The sequence below is a fragment of the Streptococcus phocae genome (assembly GCF_001302265.1).
In the GTDB taxonomy this organism is placed as follows: Bacteria; Bacillota; Bacilli; order Lactobacillales; family Streptococcaceae; genus Streptococcus; species Streptococcus phocae.
In genome coordinates, this window is record NZ_LHQM01000035.1 from 1 (window position 1) to 20,115 (window position 20,115).

The 20,115-nt window shown below is 41.1% G+C and carries 16 protein-coding genes and 1 pseudogene; 1 reads left to right on the top strand and 16 read right to left on the bottom strand.

Annotated elements, in window-relative coordinates:
- Positions 1-131 precede the first annotated feature (131 nt).
- The 13 genes and pseudogenes from AKK44_RS07220 to pbp1b form a co-directional block, all read right to left on the bottom strand.
- Complete coding sequence (locus tag AKK44_RS07220; RefSeq protein ID WP_037595394.1) at positions 132-1,325, bottom strand: acetate kinase; 1,194 nt, start codon at positions 1,323-1,325, stop codon at positions 132-134.
- Positions 1,326-1,383: 58 nt separating this feature from the next.
- Positions 1,384-2,337 (bottom strand): class I SAM-dependent methyltransferase, encoded by a 954-nt coding sequence (locus AKK44_RS07225; RefSeq protein ID WP_054279138.1) that lies wholly within the window; start codon positions 2,335-2,337, stop codon positions 1,384-1,386.
- 44 nt (positions 2,338-2,381) lie between these two features.
- Positions 2,382-2,723 carry a competence type IV pilus minor pilin ComGG gene (gene comGG, locus AKK44_RS07230; RefSeq protein WP_054279125.1) on the bottom strand — a complete coding sequence of 114 codons (342 nt, stop codon included), beginning with the start codon at positions 2,721-2,723 and terminating at the stop codon, positions 2,382-2,384.
- Complete coding sequence (gene comGF / locus AKK44_RS07235; RefSeq protein ID WP_054279126.1) at positions 2,701-3,102, bottom strand: competence type IV pilus minor pilin ComGF; 402 nt, start codon at positions 3,100-3,102, stop codon at positions 2,701-2,703. Before comGF ends, comGG begins: the two co-directional genes overlap by 23 nt.
- A gap of 19 nt (positions 3,103-3,121) precedes the next feature.
- Complete coding sequence (gene comGE / locus AKK44_RS07240) at positions 3,122-3,412, bottom strand: competence type IV pilus minor pilin ComGE (protein WP_054279127.1); 291 nt, start codon at positions 3,410-3,412, stop codon at positions 3,122-3,124.
- Positions 3,369-3,803 (bottom strand): competence type IV pilus minor pilin ComGD, encoded by a 435-nt coding sequence (gene comGD / locus AKK44_RS07245; protein ID WP_054279128.1) that lies wholly within the window; start codon positions 3,801-3,803, stop codon positions 3,369-3,371. The genes comGE and comGD overlap by 44 nt, the downstream gene beginning before the upstream one ends.
- Positions 3,772-4,101, bottom strand: coding sequence for a competence type IV pilus major pilin ComGC (gene comGC, locus AKK44_RS07250; protein WP_054279129.1), 330 nt, complete (start codon positions 4,099-4,101; stop codon positions 3,772-3,774). Before comGC ends, comGD begins: the two co-directional genes overlap by 32 nt.
- Positions 4,102-5,187 (bottom strand): annotated as a pseudogene (gene comGB, locus AKK44_RS07255) (competence type IV pilus assembly protein ComGB).
- On the bottom strand, positions 5,069-6,010 hold the full coding sequence (gene comGA, locus AKK44_RS07260; RefSeq protein WP_054279130.1) for a competence type IV pilus ATPase ComGA: 942 nt from the start codon (positions 6,008-6,010) through the stop codon (positions 5,069-5,071). Before comGA ends, comGB begins: the two are co-directional and overlap by 119 nt.
- A gap of 74 nt (positions 6,011-6,084) precedes the next feature.
- On the bottom strand, positions 6,085-6,450 hold the full coding sequence (locus tag AKK44_RS07265) for a DUF1033 family protein (protein ID WP_054279131.1): 366 nt from the start codon (positions 6,448-6,450) through the stop codon (positions 6,085-6,087).
- Positions 6,451-6,610: 160 nt separating this feature from the next.
- On the bottom strand, positions 6,611-10,252 hold the full coding sequence (rpoC, locus tag AKK44_RS07270) for a DNA-directed RNA polymerase subunit beta' (RefSeq protein WP_054279132.1): 3,642 nt from the start codon (positions 10,250-10,252) through the stop codon (positions 6,611-6,613).
- Between the two features lie 93 nt (positions 10,253-10,345).
- Positions 10,346-13,912 carry a DNA-directed RNA polymerase subunit beta gene (gene rpoB, locus AKK44_RS07275; RefSeq protein WP_054279133.1) on the bottom strand — a complete coding sequence of 1,189 codons (3,567 nt, stop codon included), beginning with the start codon at positions 13,910-13,912 and terminating at the stop codon, positions 10,346-10,348.
- A 263-nt stretch (positions 13,913-14,175) separates the two neighbouring features.
- A complete protein-coding gene (gene pbp1b / locus AKK44_RS07280) occupies positions 14,176-16,476 on the bottom strand; it encodes a penicillin-binding protein PBP1B (protein WP_054279134.1) in 2,301 nt (766 codons plus the stop codon).
- Between the two features lie 103 nt (positions 16,477-16,579).
- Here pbp1b and tyrS point away from each other — a divergent pair, with 103 nt between their 5' ends.
- The gene (gene tyrS, locus AKK44_RS07285) at positions 16,580-17,839 is read left to right on the top strand and encodes a tyrosine--tRNA ligase (protein WP_054279135.1); all 1,260 of its coding nucleotides are present in this window, start codon (positions 16,580-16,582) and stop codon (positions 17,837-17,839) included.
- Between the two features lie 226 nt (positions 17,840-18,065).
- Here the strand turns inward: tyrS and AKK44_RS07290 are convergent, their stop codons facing one another.
- The 3 genes from AKK44_RS07290 to AKK44_RS07300 form a co-directional block, all read right to left on the bottom strand.
- On the bottom strand, positions 18,066-18,926 hold the full coding sequence (locus AKK44_RS07290) for a hypothetical protein (protein ID WP_236686670.1): 861 nt from the start codon (positions 18,924-18,926) through the stop codon (positions 18,066-18,068).
- A 112-nt stretch (positions 18,927-19,038) separates the two neighbouring features.
- Positions 19,039-19,458, bottom strand: a complete 420-nt coding sequence (locus AKK44_RS07295; RefSeq protein ID WP_054279136.1) for a Panacea domain-containing protein — start codon at positions 19,456-19,458, stop codon at positions 19,039-19,041.
- A gap of 431 nt (positions 19,459-19,889) precedes the next feature.
- Positions 19,890-20,093 carry a cold-shock protein gene (locus AKK44_RS07300; RefSeq protein ID WP_054279137.1) on the bottom strand — a complete coding sequence of 68 codons (204 nt, stop codon included), beginning with the start codon at positions 20,091-20,093 and terminating at the stop codon, positions 19,890-19,892.
- Between the last annotated feature and the right edge of the window lie 22 nt (positions 20,094-20,115).

Sequence of the window (20,115 nt, forward strand, 5' to 3'; positions counted from 1 at the left end):
ATAGTTTACTTTACGTTTTTTGTCAATACCCCTTTGATAAATGCTTGTAACCATAGAAAAAAGCTTAGCTGACTTTTTGCAAATATGCTTGAAGACGGCTAAGCCTTTTGACTTTTTAGATTTTGTTACGATTAGCTATTTTTTAAACGTTCAACATCACGCGCGATGCAAAGTTCTTCATCAGTAGAAATAACTAAGATTCTAACCTTAGAATCTGCCGCTGCAATATCGCCACGGTAGCCAAAAACATTTTTTTCTGGATCAATCTTCATGCCAAACCATGACAAGCCTTCGACAACATCTTTACGCATCAATGGTGCATTTTCACCCATACCTGCTGTGAAGACCAAAGCGTCTGCTCCGTTTAAAACAGCAAAGTATTGACCGATGAATTTTTTGATACGATCGATGAAAATATCGTATGCTAAGATAGCATCAGGGTTGTTAGCTTCTAAGCCTGCTTCGATGTCACGCATATCGCTTGAGATGCCTGACACACCACCTAGACCTGATTTTTTGTTCAACATGTTAACCACGTCTGCTGCATCTTTTAATTCAGGATCTTGCTCGATAAGGTAAGGAATGATTGCTGGATCGATATCTCCAGAGCGTGTTCCCATCATAGGACCTGCTAGTGGTGTGAATCCCATAGAAGTATCAACAGATTGACCATAACGGTTAGCAGTGATTGAAACACCGTTACCAATATGCGCTGTAACCAGTTTTAACTCTTCTAATGGACGACCTAGCATTTTTGCAGCTTCTTGTCCCACATACTTATGACTTGTTCCATGTGCCCCATATTTACGAACTTTATGCTCTGTGTAATATTTTTGAGCAATTGGATACAGGTAGGCATGTTTTGGCATGCTTGTGTGGAAAGATGTGTCAAAGACACAGACGCTAGTCACATCTGGTAAAATCTCACGGAAAGCACGGATTCCTGCAGCTCCTGCTGGATTGTGTAGAGGTGCTAGTGCTGAGAGCTCTTCGACTTGCTTTAAGACCTGATCATCAACAACTACTGATTCTTTAAAATGCTCTCCACCTGCAACGATACGGTGACCCACTCCCGTAATTTCGTCGTAAGATGAAATGATCCCCAAATGAAGCAGATCATTTAGCAACATTTTAACAGCTTCTGTATGATTTGGAATATCAAGAATTTGCTCTTGCTTGTTGCCGTTATACTTAACTGTCGCAATTGAATCGTTAAGACCAATACGCTCAACAATCCCTTGAGCGAGCACTTCTTCTTCTGGCATTTGATATAATTGCCATTTTAAACTAGAGCTTCCTGCATTAATTGCAATTGTTTTTGACATGTTTTACCTCTCTTGAAATCGTTTTCTACGACGCTATTTTATTATATCAAAAAAAAATCTAAATGGCATTATCAACTATCCAGTTTTTGAAATTTTCTATAAAATGGCGCAAAACATCTGCAGATTTCAAGTCCGTCATCGGATAGACAAAGGTTTCAATCGGTTTGGTTGTTTGTTTTTTCAGTATCATAATGGATTTGGCATTAGCTGGATTTCCAAATACCGTCTCTGGCAAGGTGACTAATGCCGCCACCTGAGCATAACCTTTAAGCCAGTCTTTTAGCAGTTGGCTCTGCGGGCTCGTCAAAAGATTGACAGGAACTAAAAAGATAGCGACCCCATCAGTTTTGAGGTATTTTAAAGACTGTTCCATCAATAAGTGGTGAGCGTAAGTATGCTCTGTTTGACTGGCGACTTGGTAGCGTTTTGCAATGGTGTCATTAGGGTAAAAGCCAACTGGCAAGTCACTCACAATCACATCGCTCTCTTTTAAAATTTGCGGTCTGACAGCGTCTTCTTGGATAAAGCGAGCGCCAGAGTCCATGACCTCTGCGATGCTAGCTGACAAATCAATTAACAAATCATCTAGCTCCAACCCGAGATAGTCAATGCTTTTAGTTGTATTGTTCAACAAGGTTTGTGCCAAGTTTCCCGTACCACTACCAATCTCAAGCAGCTCGACGCTGTCTTTATCAACCAAGGCCTCCAATATATAGAGGATGATAAAACCAATAGCATCTGGCGTAAATTGATGATTAGCCTGTAGAGGAGCTGTTTGACTCGCCTTGATAAAAACAAACTGGTAGGCCCTGCGCCACTCTTCTTTGGTGAGTTTCAGTGATGCCAGGATTTTGTTGTTTTCAACCACCTTGGGGCTTGCCCCTTCGGCGCCTAGGTAAAAGGAGTTTTGCTCAATTAAAGCGTCATAAATATGAGTTTTTAAATCATTTTCAATCAGCTGACTATTTTCTAAAATAAGCTCATAAGCTTGTTCAATCTTTTCAAAATTCATACCTCTATCATAACAAAATAAGGCAGAAATAGAAAGAAGAGGCACTAGTAATCCTCACTTGGTAAAGCTGCTGGCTCACTGGCTTTGGTGTACTGAAAACGATACTGTTGTTGCTTGTTTAGCGTAACAGTCACCACTAGGTCTTTTTCTTTGAGCTGATACTGAGCCTTCCCATGATTAAAGGTCGCTGCTCCGCTTGTTTGAGGTCGCTCTTGATAAATCATCTCAGCCATTAGCTGAGCCTTTAAAGCATCTGACTGGGCTTGATATTCCCTATAGTGATTGCTGACCTGGTCCAAATAAACCTGCAACAAGAGTAAAAACGCAGAAGCCATGAACAAAGCATAAGGAAGAATACTTGCTTTAACGGTTTTCTTGAAACGCATACGAAAAAGTCCTTTCCAAACCACTTTTCCAGATTAAGGTTATGGTCACACGGTTTTCCTTAGCCTCAATGTGGCTATGCGATAAACCAAACAGCATGGGCTGATAACCACGCCCCGTCCCTGATGATTTGCGAAAATCATGGCTCTTAAATTGTCCCAAAGACAATAGTTGTTTTTGTTTTTTGATGTAAAGCCTATTGCCTTCAACTTTTTGAAAGCTAGCGCCTCTTAGTTCCTCTCGTAGTTGCTGAGAAAATAACAGCCAGTTGTCTTGGTCATTTCGAGCGAGATAATGGCTGTGCGATACCAAACTTTGCGTCAGTCCTTGATAGACGAGCATGGTTCCTGAAATAATAAGTAAGGACAACAGACACTCCATAAGTGTAAATGCCTGTACCTTAGTCTTTTTTAAGCGTAAGCACGCGGTGATTATTGTCACTGATCTGAATTTCCTTTTGATATGATACCAATCGAATCTGGCAGCCGTTAATATCTAGCCGTTCTTGTTGAGTTTGCATGGCCATGAGAGCACTGTTCAGGACTTCTTGTTGGTGGCGGCAGCGTTTGAACTCTTGCTGAGTGTGGCTAAATGCCGCTAAAATCAAGGTTGCCAAGGTAACCACTAGTCCCATAGCAATCAAACTGTCAAGGGCGATATAGGCGTTTACTTGTTTTTTGATAATTTCCATTTCCTAAATAAAATTGATATGTGATTTGCCGTTCTCGGCAGTTAAAGATGATTTTAGCCAACGAGTGATTTCCCCCTTTTTGATCAATCACCAAATTCTGAACCGTCTGCAAGGTGATGTTTTGAGGAATAGCAAGCACTTTTTCCTTTGCCACAATGGCGTCCGCTTTCAGGCTAATAATATTTTCTTCTTGTCGCAAGACCGACAGTTTTTGATGGTGGCGATAAGTTTGCTCAAATTGGATGAAAAAAAGGTGCTCCTCAATCCTGGCATAAGTGTCCATAACGGGGAATGATAAGGCAATCAGCAGAAAGCTCGCCACAGATAGGGTCACTAAACTTTCTAAAACGGTAAAGGCACTAATCCGCAAGTGCTTGGCTGCCTTTTTCATGTTTTGCGTAGTAATCTTTATAAGCTTGTTTTTGCTTGTCAGTGATACTGCCACTCGCCACCAATTGACTCAGGGTTGGCTTGGTGCCTTGAGACATTTCATAAATCTCTGCTTGGTTTTCAACGACTTTTGTAACAGCCGCATTTCCTGTTTCTGTGACCTTGTCTTTTTGCTTGCTCAAATTTGGCACAAATAAGAGCATCAAAACACTAATAATAAGCAAAACCATTAACATTTCTAGCATTGTAAATGCCCCAACCATTTGCTTTTTGACCATCGAGTATCGGATAATACGCATTTAAAAAACTCCTCCCATATTTTGGTAAATCGGCAATAAAATAGCCGCATAAATAATCACAATAATAACAGCAACTAGCAGAAAAACCAGTGGTTGAATCAGTTGAGTGGCTTGGTATAATTGGCTAAAAAACAAATCCCAACTTTCTTGTGCATAAATATCTAGTTCACGACCCAGTTTGGACTTGATTTCCCCATATTCAATCATCAGACTCAGTTCTTTTTAAAAAAAAGGGTAACTGGCGACCTTTTGGTGAAAGGATTGCCCTGATAACAAGCCTGCTGTCATGTCATGAGCCAATTCCTGCATCAGCTGTGATTTTTCAGTGGCCATCACTTCTAAAATCGTATTGAGCTCCAAACCTTGACCAATTAAATTGCCCCATTCTCTAGCATAATAGGCTGTAAGGTATTGTTTTAACAACTTGCCTAGCACAGGTAAACGACTCAAGCGACTCATCAACACCAACCTGCTCTGTAACTGACAGCGCCAATAACAGAGCGCCACTAAAAGCATTAGAACCACCCCACTCCCCATAAAAAGGGATGGAAAATAAAGCAACAAGTAGGTCAAAGCATTTTGATGCTCAATGTGCGGGATTAAATAATGCCTCAATCCAAACATAATTACAAGTAAAAACCCCATCAAAACAATTGGGTAAGAAATCACCTCAATGGTTTTTTTCTTCAAACGGCTCAATTGGATAAGGTAGTCTTGGATTTTTTCCAGTGTCAGTTTGATATTCCCATGCCTGTCTGCCAGATTGATTTGAGTGATAATGGCGTCTGAGTAGCCCAACTCCTCTAACATGTCTGCCAGGCCATTGCCTTTGATGAGGTTTGCTTCCATTTGATGGACATAAGGAAGAGCTATCAGCTGACTCTTTTTTAAAAAAGCAATGACTTCTGGTAAACTAAACCCTGTTGTTAAGAGGTTATACAAGAGTTGAATGATTTTTTCTTGTTGTTTACTGGTTAATTTTTTCAAGCCTTGCTTGTTCTTCAAGGAGATGTCCTTGTGCAAAAAGGCAATCAATTTGCTGATTCCACTGGTCTGGACGGTGCTTGTCAAAGTCTTTTTCGGCATAATCAATTAACACTCCTCCATTAATAAACCGTTGATAAGCTACTAATCCCAGGCTGTTTTCGAGTTCAGCTCTGGTAACACCAAGCTCCAATAACCTGGCATAAACCCCTGGGATACTCTTTGCATGAATCGTTGAAAAGACCATAGCTCCTGTTAGGCTAGCTCTAATCACGGCTCTTGCCGTCTGTGCGTCTCGTATTTCACCAATGATTAGAATATCTGGCCGATGACGCAAAGATAGCTTAATCAAATTGTCATAGGTCATGCCAATACTTTCGTTAACCTGTAGCTGTAACAATTGGTTATTTTTTATCTCGACAGGATCTTCTATGCTAATCACTTGTAACTCTTTAAAGGTGTCAGCAATCAACTGATGCATCAACGTCGTCTTACCAGAACCCACAGGGCCAGAAAATAAATACAAGCCCCTGCCACCAACAGCCTCTCTAACTTTTTTATCCCCATCAAACCAATAAGACAGGACGCTTTGTTGACTGTGCAGTAATCTGATCACCAAGCTTTCTTGTCCTCTATAGTCTCCTACCGTTGACAACCGCAGGGAGACTTTTAAGTCCTCATCTAACTGGTAGTCACAAGAACCCAGTTGACTGCGACGTTTTTCTCCGACCGTCATTCCTGCAACAAATTTAAAGTGACTAATAAGGTTAGCCATCCGATCAGTCCCACAGACATCTAGCCGTCTCCTTTCATCACCAACCCTCAACAAAAGCTCGTACTCCCCATCTCTTGGCAGCATGTAAATATCCTGTGCGTTTAGGTCATAGGCTTGTCTAATAATTGTTTTTGCTAGCTCTTGTACCATCCTTACCTCCTCAACTAAATTATTCGCAAAAGAAAAAAGAATTGCAAACAAGTTTGCAATTCTTTTTTGAGCTATCATAATTTGATTCGACACACGTAAGGACTTTGTGGGGAATCGTTTCGCTGCTCAAATTCTTCAATATAGTTGCTGATTGGCACAATATCTCTATCTTTTAATAGCAAAATAGAATGATACTGTTGCAAATCCTCAGCACAATCTTCACACCATCTGGTGTCTTTTTTTTCCCAAAAAGTTGCCAAAAAGTTTCTCTGGCTATGATAGCTTGGAAAAAGCGCCTTCATGCTTTGCCACTCAGCTTCAAAATAAGTAAGGGCCTCCTGCCAATTATCGAAAGACTCTTCTTGCACAATATCTTCTTGCCAGCCATCAATGAACCACCAGGGCTCCCAGTCACCATACATTTTTATCACTTGATACATATACTTACGTCCCTCTTATGCATATTATAGCTGAATAAGAGGCATTTTAAAAAATATCTGCTCACAACAAGACGTAACTGGCGCTAGCCTTTTAAACAAAGAACTCCAGTAACCTTATCAAGACACCAAAAAAGGAACCCTGAAGGTTCCTTTTTTGGGTTTATTCTGCTTCTGTTGCAACGCTTGTTTCTTCTGAAACAGTCGTTTCTTCGATGATTTCCACTTCATTAATAGATTGTGGCTCAATGTTACGGTAACGAGCCATACCAGTACCAGCTGGGATGATTTTACCAATGATAACATTCTCTTTAAGACCAAGAAGATGGTCTTTTTTACCACGGATAGCTGCATCAGTAAGGACACGAGTTGTCTCCTGGAAGGATGCCGCTGACAAGAATGAATTGGTTTCAAGTGAGGCTTTTGTAATCCCCATAAGAACTGGACGAGAGGTTGCAGGGATACCGCCTGAGATAACAATGTCTTTATTTGCATCTGTAAAGTCTGCAATATCAAGAAGCGTTCCTGGTAGAAGCTCAGTATCTCCTGGATCCATGACACGAACCTTACGAAGCATCTGGCGAACCATTACCTCAACGTGTTTGTCTCCGATTTCAACCCCTTGGCTACGGTAAACTTTTTGTACTTCTGCAAGTAGGTAAGTTTCTACAGACAAGGTATCACGCACTTCAAGAAGACGCTTAGGTTGAATAGATCCTTCGGTCAATGATGCACCACGGTTAACTTCTTCGCCAATTTCAACCTTCATACGAGATGTAAATGGTACCACGTACTCACCCATGCCTGTTTTACCTTGGACATAGACTTTCTTGGTACGTGTTGAGGCATCTTCTTCGATGTCAACCACGTGACCTTTGACCTCAGTGATCACTGCTTCCCCTTTAGGGTTACGTGCTTCAAAGATTTCCTGGATACGTGGAAGACCCTGAGTAATGTCGGTATTTGACGCCACACCACCCGTATGGAAGGTACGCATGGTCAACTGTGTACCAGGCTCACCGATAGACTGAGCAGCGATAGTACCAACTGCTTCACCAACCTCAACAGCATCACCTGTTGCCAAGTTGATACCATAACAGTGACGACAAACGCCGTGACGTGTCGCACAGGTAAAGACTGAACGAATGGTAACTTCTTCGACACCAGCTTCAACAATCTTACGAGCCATGTCTTCAGTAATCAATTGATCAGCACCAATCATGACTTCACCCGTCTCAGGGTGTTTGACTGATTTACGTGTGTAACGCCCTTGGAGACGTTCTTCGAGGGTTTCAGTAACTTCTTTGCCATCTGTGATTGCACTGATTAATAGACCACGATCTGTGCCACAGTCATCTTCACGAATAATCACGTCTTGGGCTACGTCAACCAAACGACGCGTCAAGTAACCTGAGTCAGCCGTCTTAAGGGCTGTATCGGTCATCCCTTTACGCGCACCATGGGTTGAGAAGAACATTTCCAAAACAGATAGACCTTCTCGGAAGTTTGACAAGATAGGCAATTCCATGATGCGTCCATTAGGTGCAGCCATCAAACCACGCATACCGGCAAGCTGTGAGAAGTTAGAGATGTTACCACGAGCTCCTGAGTCCATCATCATAACGATTGGGTTTTTCGGATCTTGTGTTTCAATCAGACGTTTTTCCAAGGCTTCTTTTGCTTCACGCCATGTTGTTGTTACAGCGATATAGCGATCGTCATCCGTCATCAAACCTCTACGGAAAGCCTTGTTGATTTCTTCTACACGACGGTGAGCCGCTTCGATGATTTCAACCTTGTTATCAATAACTGGGATGTCAGCGATACCAACAGTCAATCCTGCAAGTGTTGAATGATAGTAACCAAGGTCTTTCAAACGGTCTAGGAAAGCAGATGTCTCTGTTGTGCGGAAACGTTTAAAGGTTTCTGCAATGATGTTTCCTAGGTTTTTCTTCTTGAACGGTACGTTGATTTCCAAGGTGTTAATCACTTCTTGGATATCTTGTCCTGGCTCAAGGAAATACTTATCTGGAGTACCTTCTGTTAGGTTACGGTTATTAGGCTCTTGGAGATATGGTAGGTCTTCTGGCATGATGTCGTTAAACAAAATCTTACCAACCGTTGTAACCATAATTTTATGTTTTTGGTTGTCTTTCCAAGGTTTGCCTGGCATGCTATCAACAGCAATACCAACACGACTATGCAAGTGGGCATAACCATTACGGTAAGCCATCACAGCCTCGTCTTTATCCTTGAAAATCATGCCTTCGCCTTCGCGACCAGCATCCTCCATGGTTAGGTAATAGTTCCCCAAAACCATGTCCTGAGATGGGGTAACAACTGGTTTACCATCTTTAGGGTTAAGGATATGCTCTGCAGCAAGCATCAATAAACGTGCTTCTGCTTGGGCCTCTTCAGAAAGTGGCACGTGGATAGCCATTTGGTCACCGTCAAAGTCGGCGTTGTAGGCCTCACACACCAATGGGTGAAGACGCAGTGCTTTACCATCAATCAAAACTGGTTCAAATGCTTGAATACCAAGTCTGTGAAGGGTAGGTGCTCGGTTTAGAAGAACTGGGTGTTCTTTGATAACGTCTTCTAGGATGTCCCAGATGCGCTCATCACCACGTTCTACCATACGTTTAGCTGCTTTAACGTTGCCCGCAAATTCACGCGCAACAATCTCACGCATCACAAATGGTTTGAACAATTCGATAGCCATCTCACGTGGCACACCACATTGATACATTTTTAGAGTTGGTCCAACAGCGATAACTGAACGACCAGAAAAGTCAACACGTTTTCCGAGCAAGTTTTGACGGAAACGTCCTTGTTTTCCTTTGAGCATGTGGCTCAAAGATTTTAGTGGACGGCTACCTGGTCCGGTAATCGGACGACCACGACGACCATTATCAATCAAGGCGTCAACCGCTTCTTGAAGCATCCGTTTTTCGTTTTGAACGATAATGCCTGGGGCATTCAATTCCAAAAGACGCGCTAAACGGTTGTTACGGTTAATCACACGACGATAAAGGTCATTCAAGTCTGACGCCGCAAAGCGCCCACCATCCAATTGAACCATCGGACGCAAGTCCGGTGGAATAACAGGAAGGATGTTTAGAACCATCCATTCTGGTTTATTTCCAGATTTTTTGAAGGCATCAAGCACGTCCAAACGACGCACAGCCTTGATACGTTTTTGACCCGAAGCTGACTTCAATTCTTCCTTGAGTTCAGCAATTTCAGTTGTTAAGTCCACACGTTTCAAGAGGTCTTGAATCGCCTCAGCACCCATTTTAGCAAGGAATGAACCAGGTCCATATTCCTGTACTTTTTCGCGGTACTCACGCTCTGTCAAGAGTGATTTTGGCTCTAGTGGTGTGTCCATAGGATCAATAACCACATAGGCCGCAAAATAAATCACTTCTTCTAGTGAACGAGGACTCATGTCAAGGGTTAGCCCCATACGAGATGGGATTCCTTTAAAGTACCAGATATGTGATACAGGTGCTTTTAGCTCGATATGCCCCATACGTTCACGACGAACCTTGGCACGTGTCACTTCTACACCACAGCGGTCACATACAATACCTTTGTAACGGATACGTTTATATTTGCCACACGCACATTCCCAATCTTTCGTTGGGCCAAAAATGACTTCGTCAAATAGTCCATCACGTTCTGGTTTTAATGTACGGTAGTTGATTGTTTCAGGTTTTTTAACTTCACCATAAGACCATGAACGGACTTTACTTGGTGAGGCTAATGTGATTTGCATACTTTTAAAACGATTTACGTCAACCACTAGTTTTACCTTTCTGCCTTTGATGACTTTACTAGTCACTAGGGCAATACCTGCCCTAGTCTAGTAAATTATTGCTTAGTAAGAGTTGATAACTTATTTTTCTTCAGGGGTTTCAGCAAGGTCTTTGCTTTCTTGAGCCTGTTTTTCACGCGCTTTTTCAAGATCGTCAACGTGCATCACATCATCATCTTCACCTTCGTCAAGATCACGAAGTTCCACTTCGTTGTCATCTTCATCAAGTACTCGCATGTCAAGTCCTAGAGATTGTAATTCTTTAACGAGAACTCGGAACGACTCTGGAACACCAGGTTTTGGAATTGGCTTACCTTTTGTGATAGCCTCATAGGCCTTCAAACGTCCGTTAACATCATCTGACTTGTAAGTCAAAATTTCTTGAAGAACGTTTGCTGCACCATAAGCTTCAAGGGCCCAAACCTCCATCTCACCGAAACGTTGTCCACCAAATTGGGCTTTACCTCCAAGTGGCTGTTGGGTAACTAGTGAGTATGGTCCTACAGAACGCGCATGAAGCTTGTCATCAACCATGTGGTGAAGTTTGATCATGTACATGACCCCAACTGACACACGGTTGTCAAATGGCTCACCAGTACGTCCGTCGTAAAGGACCGTCTTAGCATCACTGTCCATGCCTGCTTCGCGCACAGTATCCCAAAGGTCTTCTGCGCTAGCACCATCAAAGACTGGTGTTGCAATGTGAATGCCTAGGTTGCGTGCTGCCATCCCTAAGTGAAGCTCCATAACTTGTCCAATATTCATCCGTGATGGCACCCCAAGAGGGTTCAACATGATGTCAACTGGTGTACCATCTGGAAGGTATGGCATGTCTTCGACAGGTACAATACGTGAAACGACACCTTTGTTTCCGTGACGTCCCGCCATTTTGTCTCCGACCTTGATTTTACGTTTTTGAGCGATGTAAACACGCACCAGCATGTTAACACCAGATTGCAACTCATCACCGTTTGCACGTGTAAAGATTTTTACATCACGAACAATTCCGTCACCACCATGAGGCACACGAAGAGAAGTGTCACGTACTTCACGAGACTTGTCACCAAAGATGGCATGTAGAAGACGTTCTTCTGCAGAAAGGTCTTTTTCACCTTTTGGTGTGACTTTACCAACAAGGATGTCGCCTTCTTTGACCTCAGCTCCGATGCGGATAATCCCCATCTCGTCAAGGTTTTTCAAAGCATCTTCGCTAACGTTTGGCACTTCACGTGTGATTTCTTCAGGGCCAAGCTTTGTATCGCGTGTTTCTGATTCCAATTCCTCTAAATGAACTGAGGTATAAACATCTTCTTTGACCAGACGCTCACTCATGATAACCGCGTCCTCAAAGTTATACCCTTCCCAAGTCATGTAGGCAACGATTGGGTTTTGACCAAGCGCCATCTCGCCACTTTCCATAGACGGTCCATCGGCGATAAAATCACCTTTTTCAACCGTATCTCCAAGTTTAACGAGAGTACGTTGGTTATACGCTGTTCCTGAGTTTGAACGACGGAATTTAGTAATGCTGTAAACATCTAATGAGCCGTCTTCACGACGCACTTCGACCTTCTCAGCATCAGAAAAGACAACTTTTCCGCCATGTTGCGCGATAACCGCAGCTCCAGAATCGTGGGCTGCCTGGTATTCCATACCAGTTCCTACAAATGGTGCTTTTGGATCAATCAACGGCACAGCCTGACGCTGCATGTTGGCACCCATGAGGGCACGGTTGGAGTCATCGTTTTCCAAGAAAGGAATACATGCTGTCGCAACAGCAACTACCTGTTTTGGAGACACGTCCACAAAGTCAACAAGACTAGCAGCAAACTCTTGGTTATTCCCTTGATGACGACCCATAACGATTTCGTCAGCAAAGCTACCATCATCATTTAGTTTTGAATTTGCCTGTGCAACAGTGTACTCATCTTCTTCATCGGCTGTTAGCCAAACAATTTCATTGGTTACCTTGCCTGTTGTCCGGTCAACCCTGCGGTAAGGGGTTTGAATGAAACCATATTTGTTCAAATGACCAAATGATGACAAGTTATTGATAAGTCCGATATTTGGTCCTTCAGGCGTTTCAATCGGACACATACGACCATAGTGGGTATAATGCACGTCACGCACTTCATATCCTGCACGGTCACGTGTCAATCCACCAGGTCCTAAGGCTGATAAACGGCGTTTATGAGACAACTCAGACAAGGGATTGTGTTGGTCCATGAACTGTGACAACTGTGAAGAACCAAAGAATTCTTTGACAGCAGCTGTAACAGGACGGATGTTGATAATTTGTTGTGGTGTCAACACGTCGTTGTCTTGAACAGACATACGCTCACGAACGTTACGCTCCATACGCGCAAGACCAATACGGAATTGGTTTGCTAGCAATTCCCCTACCGCACGGATACGACGGTTACCTAGGTGGTCAATATCATCTACTTTTCCAAGACCATCTGAAAGGTTTAGGAAATAAGACATCTCAGCTAGGATATCTGCTGGGGTCAACGCGCGGACTTTATCATCAGGATTACCATTACCAACGATTGTCACGACACGGTCTGGATCAATTGGAGACACTACCTTGAATTTTTGTAAAACCACAGGCTCAGTCACAACAGCATAATCGTTTGGAGTATAGACAAATTTGTTTAAATCACCATCGAGGTGCTCTTCGATTGATTCAATGACGCTGCGTGTCATCTCTGTTCCTGCTTCAACGAGGATTTCACCTGTCTCAGCATCAACCAGATTTTCAGCAATCACTTGGTTCAATAGGCGTGTCTTAATGTTAAGTTTTTTATTAACCTTGTAACGACCAACTGCAGCCAAGTCATAACGGCGAGCATCAAAGAAGCGGGCAATCAAAAGACTACGTGAGCTATCTGCTGTTTTAGGCTCACCTGGTCTTAGGCGCTCGTAGATTTCTTTCAAGGCTTCGTCCGTACGAGAATCGCTCGTGTTTTTGTGGATGTCTTTTTCGATGGTGTTGCGAACAAGGTCGCTTTCACCAAAGATGTCAACAATCTCATCATCTCCAGAAAAACCAAGTGCACGAACCAATGTGGTAAATGGAATCTTACGCGTACGGTCAATACGTGTATAGGCAATATCTTTTGAATCAGTTTCTAACTCCAACCATGCACCACGGTTAGGAATAACGGTTGACCCATAACCAATCTTGCCGTTTTTATCAATTTTATCATTGAAATAAACACCAGGAGAGCGGACCAACTGAGAAACAATGATACGTTCACCACCATTGATGATAAAGGTTCCCATTTCAGTCATGATTGGGAAATCACCAAAGAAGACTTCTTGTGTTTTAATCTCACCAGTTTCTTTGTTGACCAAACGGAAGGTCACAAAGATAGGTGCAGAGTAACTTGCATCGTGGATGCGAGCTTCTTCAAGAGTATATTTTGGCTCTTTAAACTCATAACCAACAAACTCAAGCTCCATAGTATCCGTAAAGTTTGAAATTGGAAGTACATCTTCAAATACTTCTTTCAAACCTGAATCTAAGAACTCTTGGAATGAGTCAGTTTGAATTTCAATCAAGTTTGGTAAATCAAGAACTTCTTTGATTCTTGAAAAGCTACGACGTGTACGGTGTTTTCCGTATCGAACTTCATGTCCTGCCAAGTTTTTAGCTCCTTTTTCTTTTTAAGCGTTGCTTTTTAAGCAAACAACAACTAAGTTATCATTTGTCCCAGATGTGAATTTTTAGAACTTTTAAATATAGGTTACAACCTATTGTTTTCCTAAAAATAGGCACAAAAAGAGCAGCTAAATCTGACTTTATCAGTTTGATTTAACTGCTGTTCTTCCTAGTTGGACAATATTTCAACTAGATTGGACGACAAATAGTTATCCCTATTATACACTATTTTAAAACAAAAAGCAAGTTAATTTTTAGGAACACTAACTGATGACCATGCTTTTTGATAATCTGAATCCGTTCCACCAATAGCATATCGGTAAGTGGTTGGCCCTGCTCCTTTTTGAGCCCAAAGGCTACTAGTCGTTTCACCACCAAGTGACAAAGAGCGACCATTCACAGTAACGGTCCCAGGCTGTAACCCTGTTGATTTGAGGACAGTTGATTTAATAACGCCAGGTGCTAACTTGAAGCGCTCTCCTGGCCCAAAAGCATTTGGAGCTGCAGTATTAATTGCATTGACCAAATGTGCCAAATAATTGGAATTGTTGTTATAGCCTGTTAATGGCGCAAGAGAGGCGTTATCATCATGACCAGCCCAACCTCCCAAGGTAAGCTTCGGTGTCGCCAACACCAACCAAACGTCTGAATAGTTTTCGGTCGTCCCTGTTTTACCAATCCAGTCTGCATTAGCTAAACCTGGATTAAGACCCGCTAGGCGTTTTTTAAAGGTTGTTGTGGCACCAGAAGAAATCGGTCCTCGTAACAACTGTTGCAAAATCGTGGCCGTAGGGGCTGAAAAAACACGCGCTGGTTTGTTCTCGTGTTGGTAAACAACTGTCCCATCACTTGCCGTAATCTTATCAACCACATGTTGCTTATGGTAGAGACCGTTATTAGCAATCATCTGATAGGCGTTGGTCTGTTGAGCTACCGAAACCTCTATCCCACCACCAAGTGGTAAACTCTCTATCGAATAATCTGCAATGCGATAGCCCATTTTAGACATGTAGCTAGCCACATCAACACCTTTTTCACGCAACAGCTTTTGAGTCCAAAAGGCAGGGATGTTCCAAGAGGTGTCGAGAGCTTCCTGTAAGGGCATCATGGCTGTCCCTTCGCTGTCACTATGCATGATTTTTTGCCCACTTGAGTAAGTCGTTGGATAGTTCGACAAAACACTAGCACTTCCCATTAACCCCTGATCAATGGCAGGCCCATAGGCAATGATTGGCTTGATACTAGAGCCGGGTGAACGAACAGTGTCAAAAGCATGATTGTTTTGATTGAGAGCGTAATTCCTGCCCCCAATAAATCCCAAAACAGCTCCTGTCGCATTGTCGGTAAGGACATTACCCATCTGGACCGTTCCAGTACCATCATCTAGCAAGCCTCCAAATTGGGCTGCAGCCTGCTGCATGGCATCATAGATAGGCTTGTTGATCGTTGTCTTAATGGTGTAGCCACCTTGCTGAAGCTCTGTGAGCGCTCGCTCTTCATAAGCAGCCTTAGTATCGTCGTTTTTCAGGTCTTTACTAGATACCTTATCTCTTTTAATCAAGTAAGTATACATTGCTTTTTTCGCATCTGCCAAAACCGTATAGTACAGATAATCATGAGCTGTGACAGTGACCTTTTCTGGCTGGATAAAATCCTTAGAAATAGGATAAGCCTTGTAATCGTTATAATCTTTTTCTGTCAGCATGCCCGAGCGATACATATTATAGAGAACATTTTGCTGACGCTTAATGCCATAACTCATGTCTTCTTGAGACTTGAGTTGCCCCGTGGACGAATACGGCGAGTAAATGATTGGACTCTGAGGCAAGCCTGCTAAAAATGCTGCCTGAGGCACTGTCAAATCCTTGGCAGAGACACCAAAAATCCCTCGTGCTGCTTCTTCGACCCCAGCGATGTTTTGCCCTTTATTATTACGCCCAAATGGAGACACATTGAGGTAATGTGACAAAATATCATCCTTAGCCATATAGCGCTCTAGAGCCAGGGCATAAATAATCTCTTTTGATTTTCTCTTAAACGTAGGGGCATTCCCTAATACTTGTTGCTTAAGGAGTTGCTGTGTCAAGGTCGAACCTCCACTAGACTCCCCAAATCCTAAAACAGATGCCAAAGTCGCTCGAAAAACTGCCTTAGGCACAATACCTTGATGCGATTGAAAATTTTCGTCTTCAGTTGAGATAATAGCTTTTTTGATATTATCTGAAATAGCATCCTTGGCAACTGGAGTCCGAAGCAAGTCCGTATCAAGCGTTGTGATGAGACTCTTATCAGAATAGGTCATTTGAGAAATCATCGTCAAAGATCCCACTTGCTTGACAAGATTATCTTTACTAGGTACCTTAACAGAGTCTATTTGGCTCGCCAAATAGCCAAAAGCCATCCCAGCGCCCATTACCCCAAAAAGAAAGATGACAATGTAAAAAAAATCTGTCATTAATTTCAACGTGCGCAACACGATTGGTCCTAAATCAAAAATCTCTAATCCCAAGTTACTTTTCTTAGTTTGTTTCTTTTTCCATTTCACTATAAATTACCTCAATAGTCATTATACCAAACTTTGATAAAGCTTGCACAGCCATGAATAATTTTGATATAATGGTTCGGAAACAATAAAGAATTGGAGAAAGCCTATGAATATTTTTGAAGAACTCAAAGCTCGTGGCTTGGTCTTTCAAACGACCGACGAAGAAGCCCTAGTCAAAGCACTAACAGAAGGGCAAGTATCTTATTATACAGGCTATGATCCAACAGCAGACAGCCTACACCTCGGGCATTTGGTTGCTATCTTAACCTCTCGTCGCTTGCAGTTGGCTGGACACAAACCTTACGCTTTAGTTGGCGGCGCTACCGGTCTTATCGGTGACCCATCTTTTAAAGATGCCGAACGAAGTCTACAAACCAAAGAAACCGTTGTGGAGTGGAGCACTAAAATTAAAGGGCAGTTGTCAAATTTCCTCGATTTTGAAAATGGCGATAACAAGGCTGAACTTGTCAACAACTATGATTGGTTCTCCCAAATTAACTTTATCGACTTTTTACGAGATGTCGGCAAATACTTCACTGTTAACTACATGATGAGCAAGGACTCCGTCAAAAAACGTATCGAAACAGGAATTTCATACACTGAGTTTGCTTACCAAATCATGCAAGGCTATGATTTTTACGAATTAAACGATAAACATGGCGTTACCCTACAAATTGGTGGTTCAGACCAGTGGGGCAATATGACCGCTGGAACAGAATTGCTCCGTAAAAAAGCTGACAAAACCGGTCACGTCATGACTGTGCCCCTCATCACAGATTCAACTGGGAAAAAATTCGGTAAATCCGAGGGTAATGCGGTTTGGCTAGACGCTGACAAAACCTCTCCATATGAAATGTACCAATTTTGGTTAAACGTCATGGATGATGATGCCGTTCGCTTCCTGAAAATTTTCACCTTCTTGTCGCTAGATGAGATTGCTGAGATTGAAACACAATTTGAAGCAGCACGACATGAGCGTCTGGCTCAAAAAACATTGGCGCGCGAAGTGGTATCCTTGGTACACGGTCCAGAAGTCTACAAACAAGCATTAAACATCACCGAGCAGTTGTTCGCTGGAAATATCAAACAACTCTCTGTTACCGAGCTCAAACAAGGACTTAGCAATGTTCCTAATTACCAAGTGCAACCAGAGGACAACCTTAATATCGTTGACATTTTAGTCACAGCAGGCATCTCACCATCCAAACGCCAAGCGCGTGAAGACGTTCAAAATGGGGCCATCTATATCAACGGTGAGCGTGTTCAATCTTTAGACTACCAACTTTCAGCTGAAGATAAACTCGAAGACCAAATAACCGTTATCCGTCGTGGTAAGAAAAAATACGCTATTCTAAAATTCAACTAAACTGAGATGGTTTTAAAACGATCTAACTATTGATATAACAGCTTTTCTAGGGGTTTATATAAATTTAATTATCCTTAGATTTTCCTTCAAAATCACAAAAAAGTCCACAAATTTTTGTGCTAAAAAAGCTGTCAAATAAATGTTTGACAACCCAGAAAAGTTATTTAAGGTGAACATATTTTTAATGAGTTCAGCAGGCAAAACTAGCACCCGTAAGAGGTGCTTTTTAGTTTATTTTGAGTATAGCAAGTATTACTGAAAAGAAACAAATAATTAAACATGTAGATATTACTATTAAATAGTATCTATGTTTTATGAATAGGTGTTTAAAATCTGTACAAGGCTTATTTTTACAATTACACGAATTATTAAATATTGGCTTATCGATAATCAATGATATCCAGTATAGTAAAGAATATAGAACTGTGGTCAAAAAACCAAATAAAATAGAAGATACTAGGATAGTTTTTGTCAATGATACGTTTGTTTTACTTAGGGTATCGATAATTTTTGACAGTGCATTAAATCCACCGAACATAACAAAAACAAAAGAAGAGAATACTCCTAATATTGCAATGAAGTCAGTATATATCGATGTTTTAGTCTTCTTTATTTCATCTAATTCTTTTGAAGCGCTTTTTAATATTCCATTAGATTCTTCAGACTGTTCAGTAACGATTTTTTTTAATTTAGTTAATTCTATTTCACTCGATTTGAGGCTATCATTTAATTGGTTGACTTCATTTTCAGTTTTTTGATACAAAGATTGATATTGAGAATTTGCAAGTTTTGTGTGTTCAAAAAGCTTATAAAAAGCTACTATGGAGTCCTCATAAGATTGAGGTGATGTTGTTGGGTCATGAATATCTCCTGATTTCTTACGCGATGATAAGTCATTAATAATTGAAATGAGTGCCGAGTTTGTTTGATTAATTAAAAAATTAAAACTCTCTTCTAGCCCTTCAGATTCTTCAAATTTAGAATTAAAGTCAATTACTCTAGTAGCTATAGAATCATAAGGAACTCTCTTTACATCTTTTTTTCTTATTAACTCTATTAATTTTTGAACCTCGCATTTTATAAACATCTCATCTAGTACTTTATCACTGTCTTTTGAAAATTCTAAAAAAGCATCGTACTGATTTAATATTTCAGAAAAATCAGTACTGATGCTTTTTTTATATCATTAATTTTTATCACTAAATATCTCCTAATGAGTACTCAACATTGCTCCTGAAACCAACAATATCATTTTCATGTTCTTGCCAAAAAGGTACCTTGTGGCTTTCCTTTACTAACTTAGATGCACTTTCGCTAAGTCTTGCTATAATCTCAGAATTTAACCTAACTAAATTATTTTCAATATGATATGTTCCTAGAATTGGAGATGAGCCAAATCTTTTGAATCTTTCATATTGCGATTTTACTACCGGACCATAAGTCCACACTAAAAAAGGTTCATCGTATAATTCTTGTAGTTCTTCATCAGAAAAAATATCTTTTTGAAGTGCATGTTTCAAAGCAAAATACATTACTTTTTGTAACTGTAAATTTGTTATTTCTTTATTTTGTTCTTGTGCAACTGCAATAATATGATTAGCAAGTAATTCCATTGACATTACAGTCACCTCCTACTTTATTATATAAATATTTTAGCATAAAATTTATTAATTTGAACATTTTACCAAGTGTTTTTATAAAAACTTCAATTTTACTATACTTTATATAAATATTATTATATTATTACAAGTTTAGAAAATAAAAGCAGGATATCCGCTCTCATATGGATTGGATGCTCAAACCTCTGCCTCATCGCTAAATTATATCACAACAAGCATCCACCTATAGAACTCTTTTAGTTTACGAACGACATTCTTCTTGATCATCTGATACCTTTAGCGCCTCCCTGTGCAATTTGAATACTGTATTCCTTGAATAACCTAAATTAAGAAGGCTATCCCTTTTAAACCACAAAGCACGCTGATTATAACGTGTTTTTTAGCTACGGCAATAAAAAAGCTCAGATGCTAAGCATCTGAGCTTTTTGTGATTAGGCGTTTTTAGTAATATTTGTCGCTTGAAGGCCACGTTGACCTTGCTCAATATTAAAGCTAACTTTTTGGCCGTCATCCAACGATTTAAAACCGTCTGTTTGGATTTCTGAAAAGTGAGCAAAAACATCTGCGCCATCTTCTTGAGAACTCAAGCCTAATCCTTTTTCTTCGTTAAACCATTTTACTGTACCTTGTGTCATATAGGGTATACCTCTTTATATT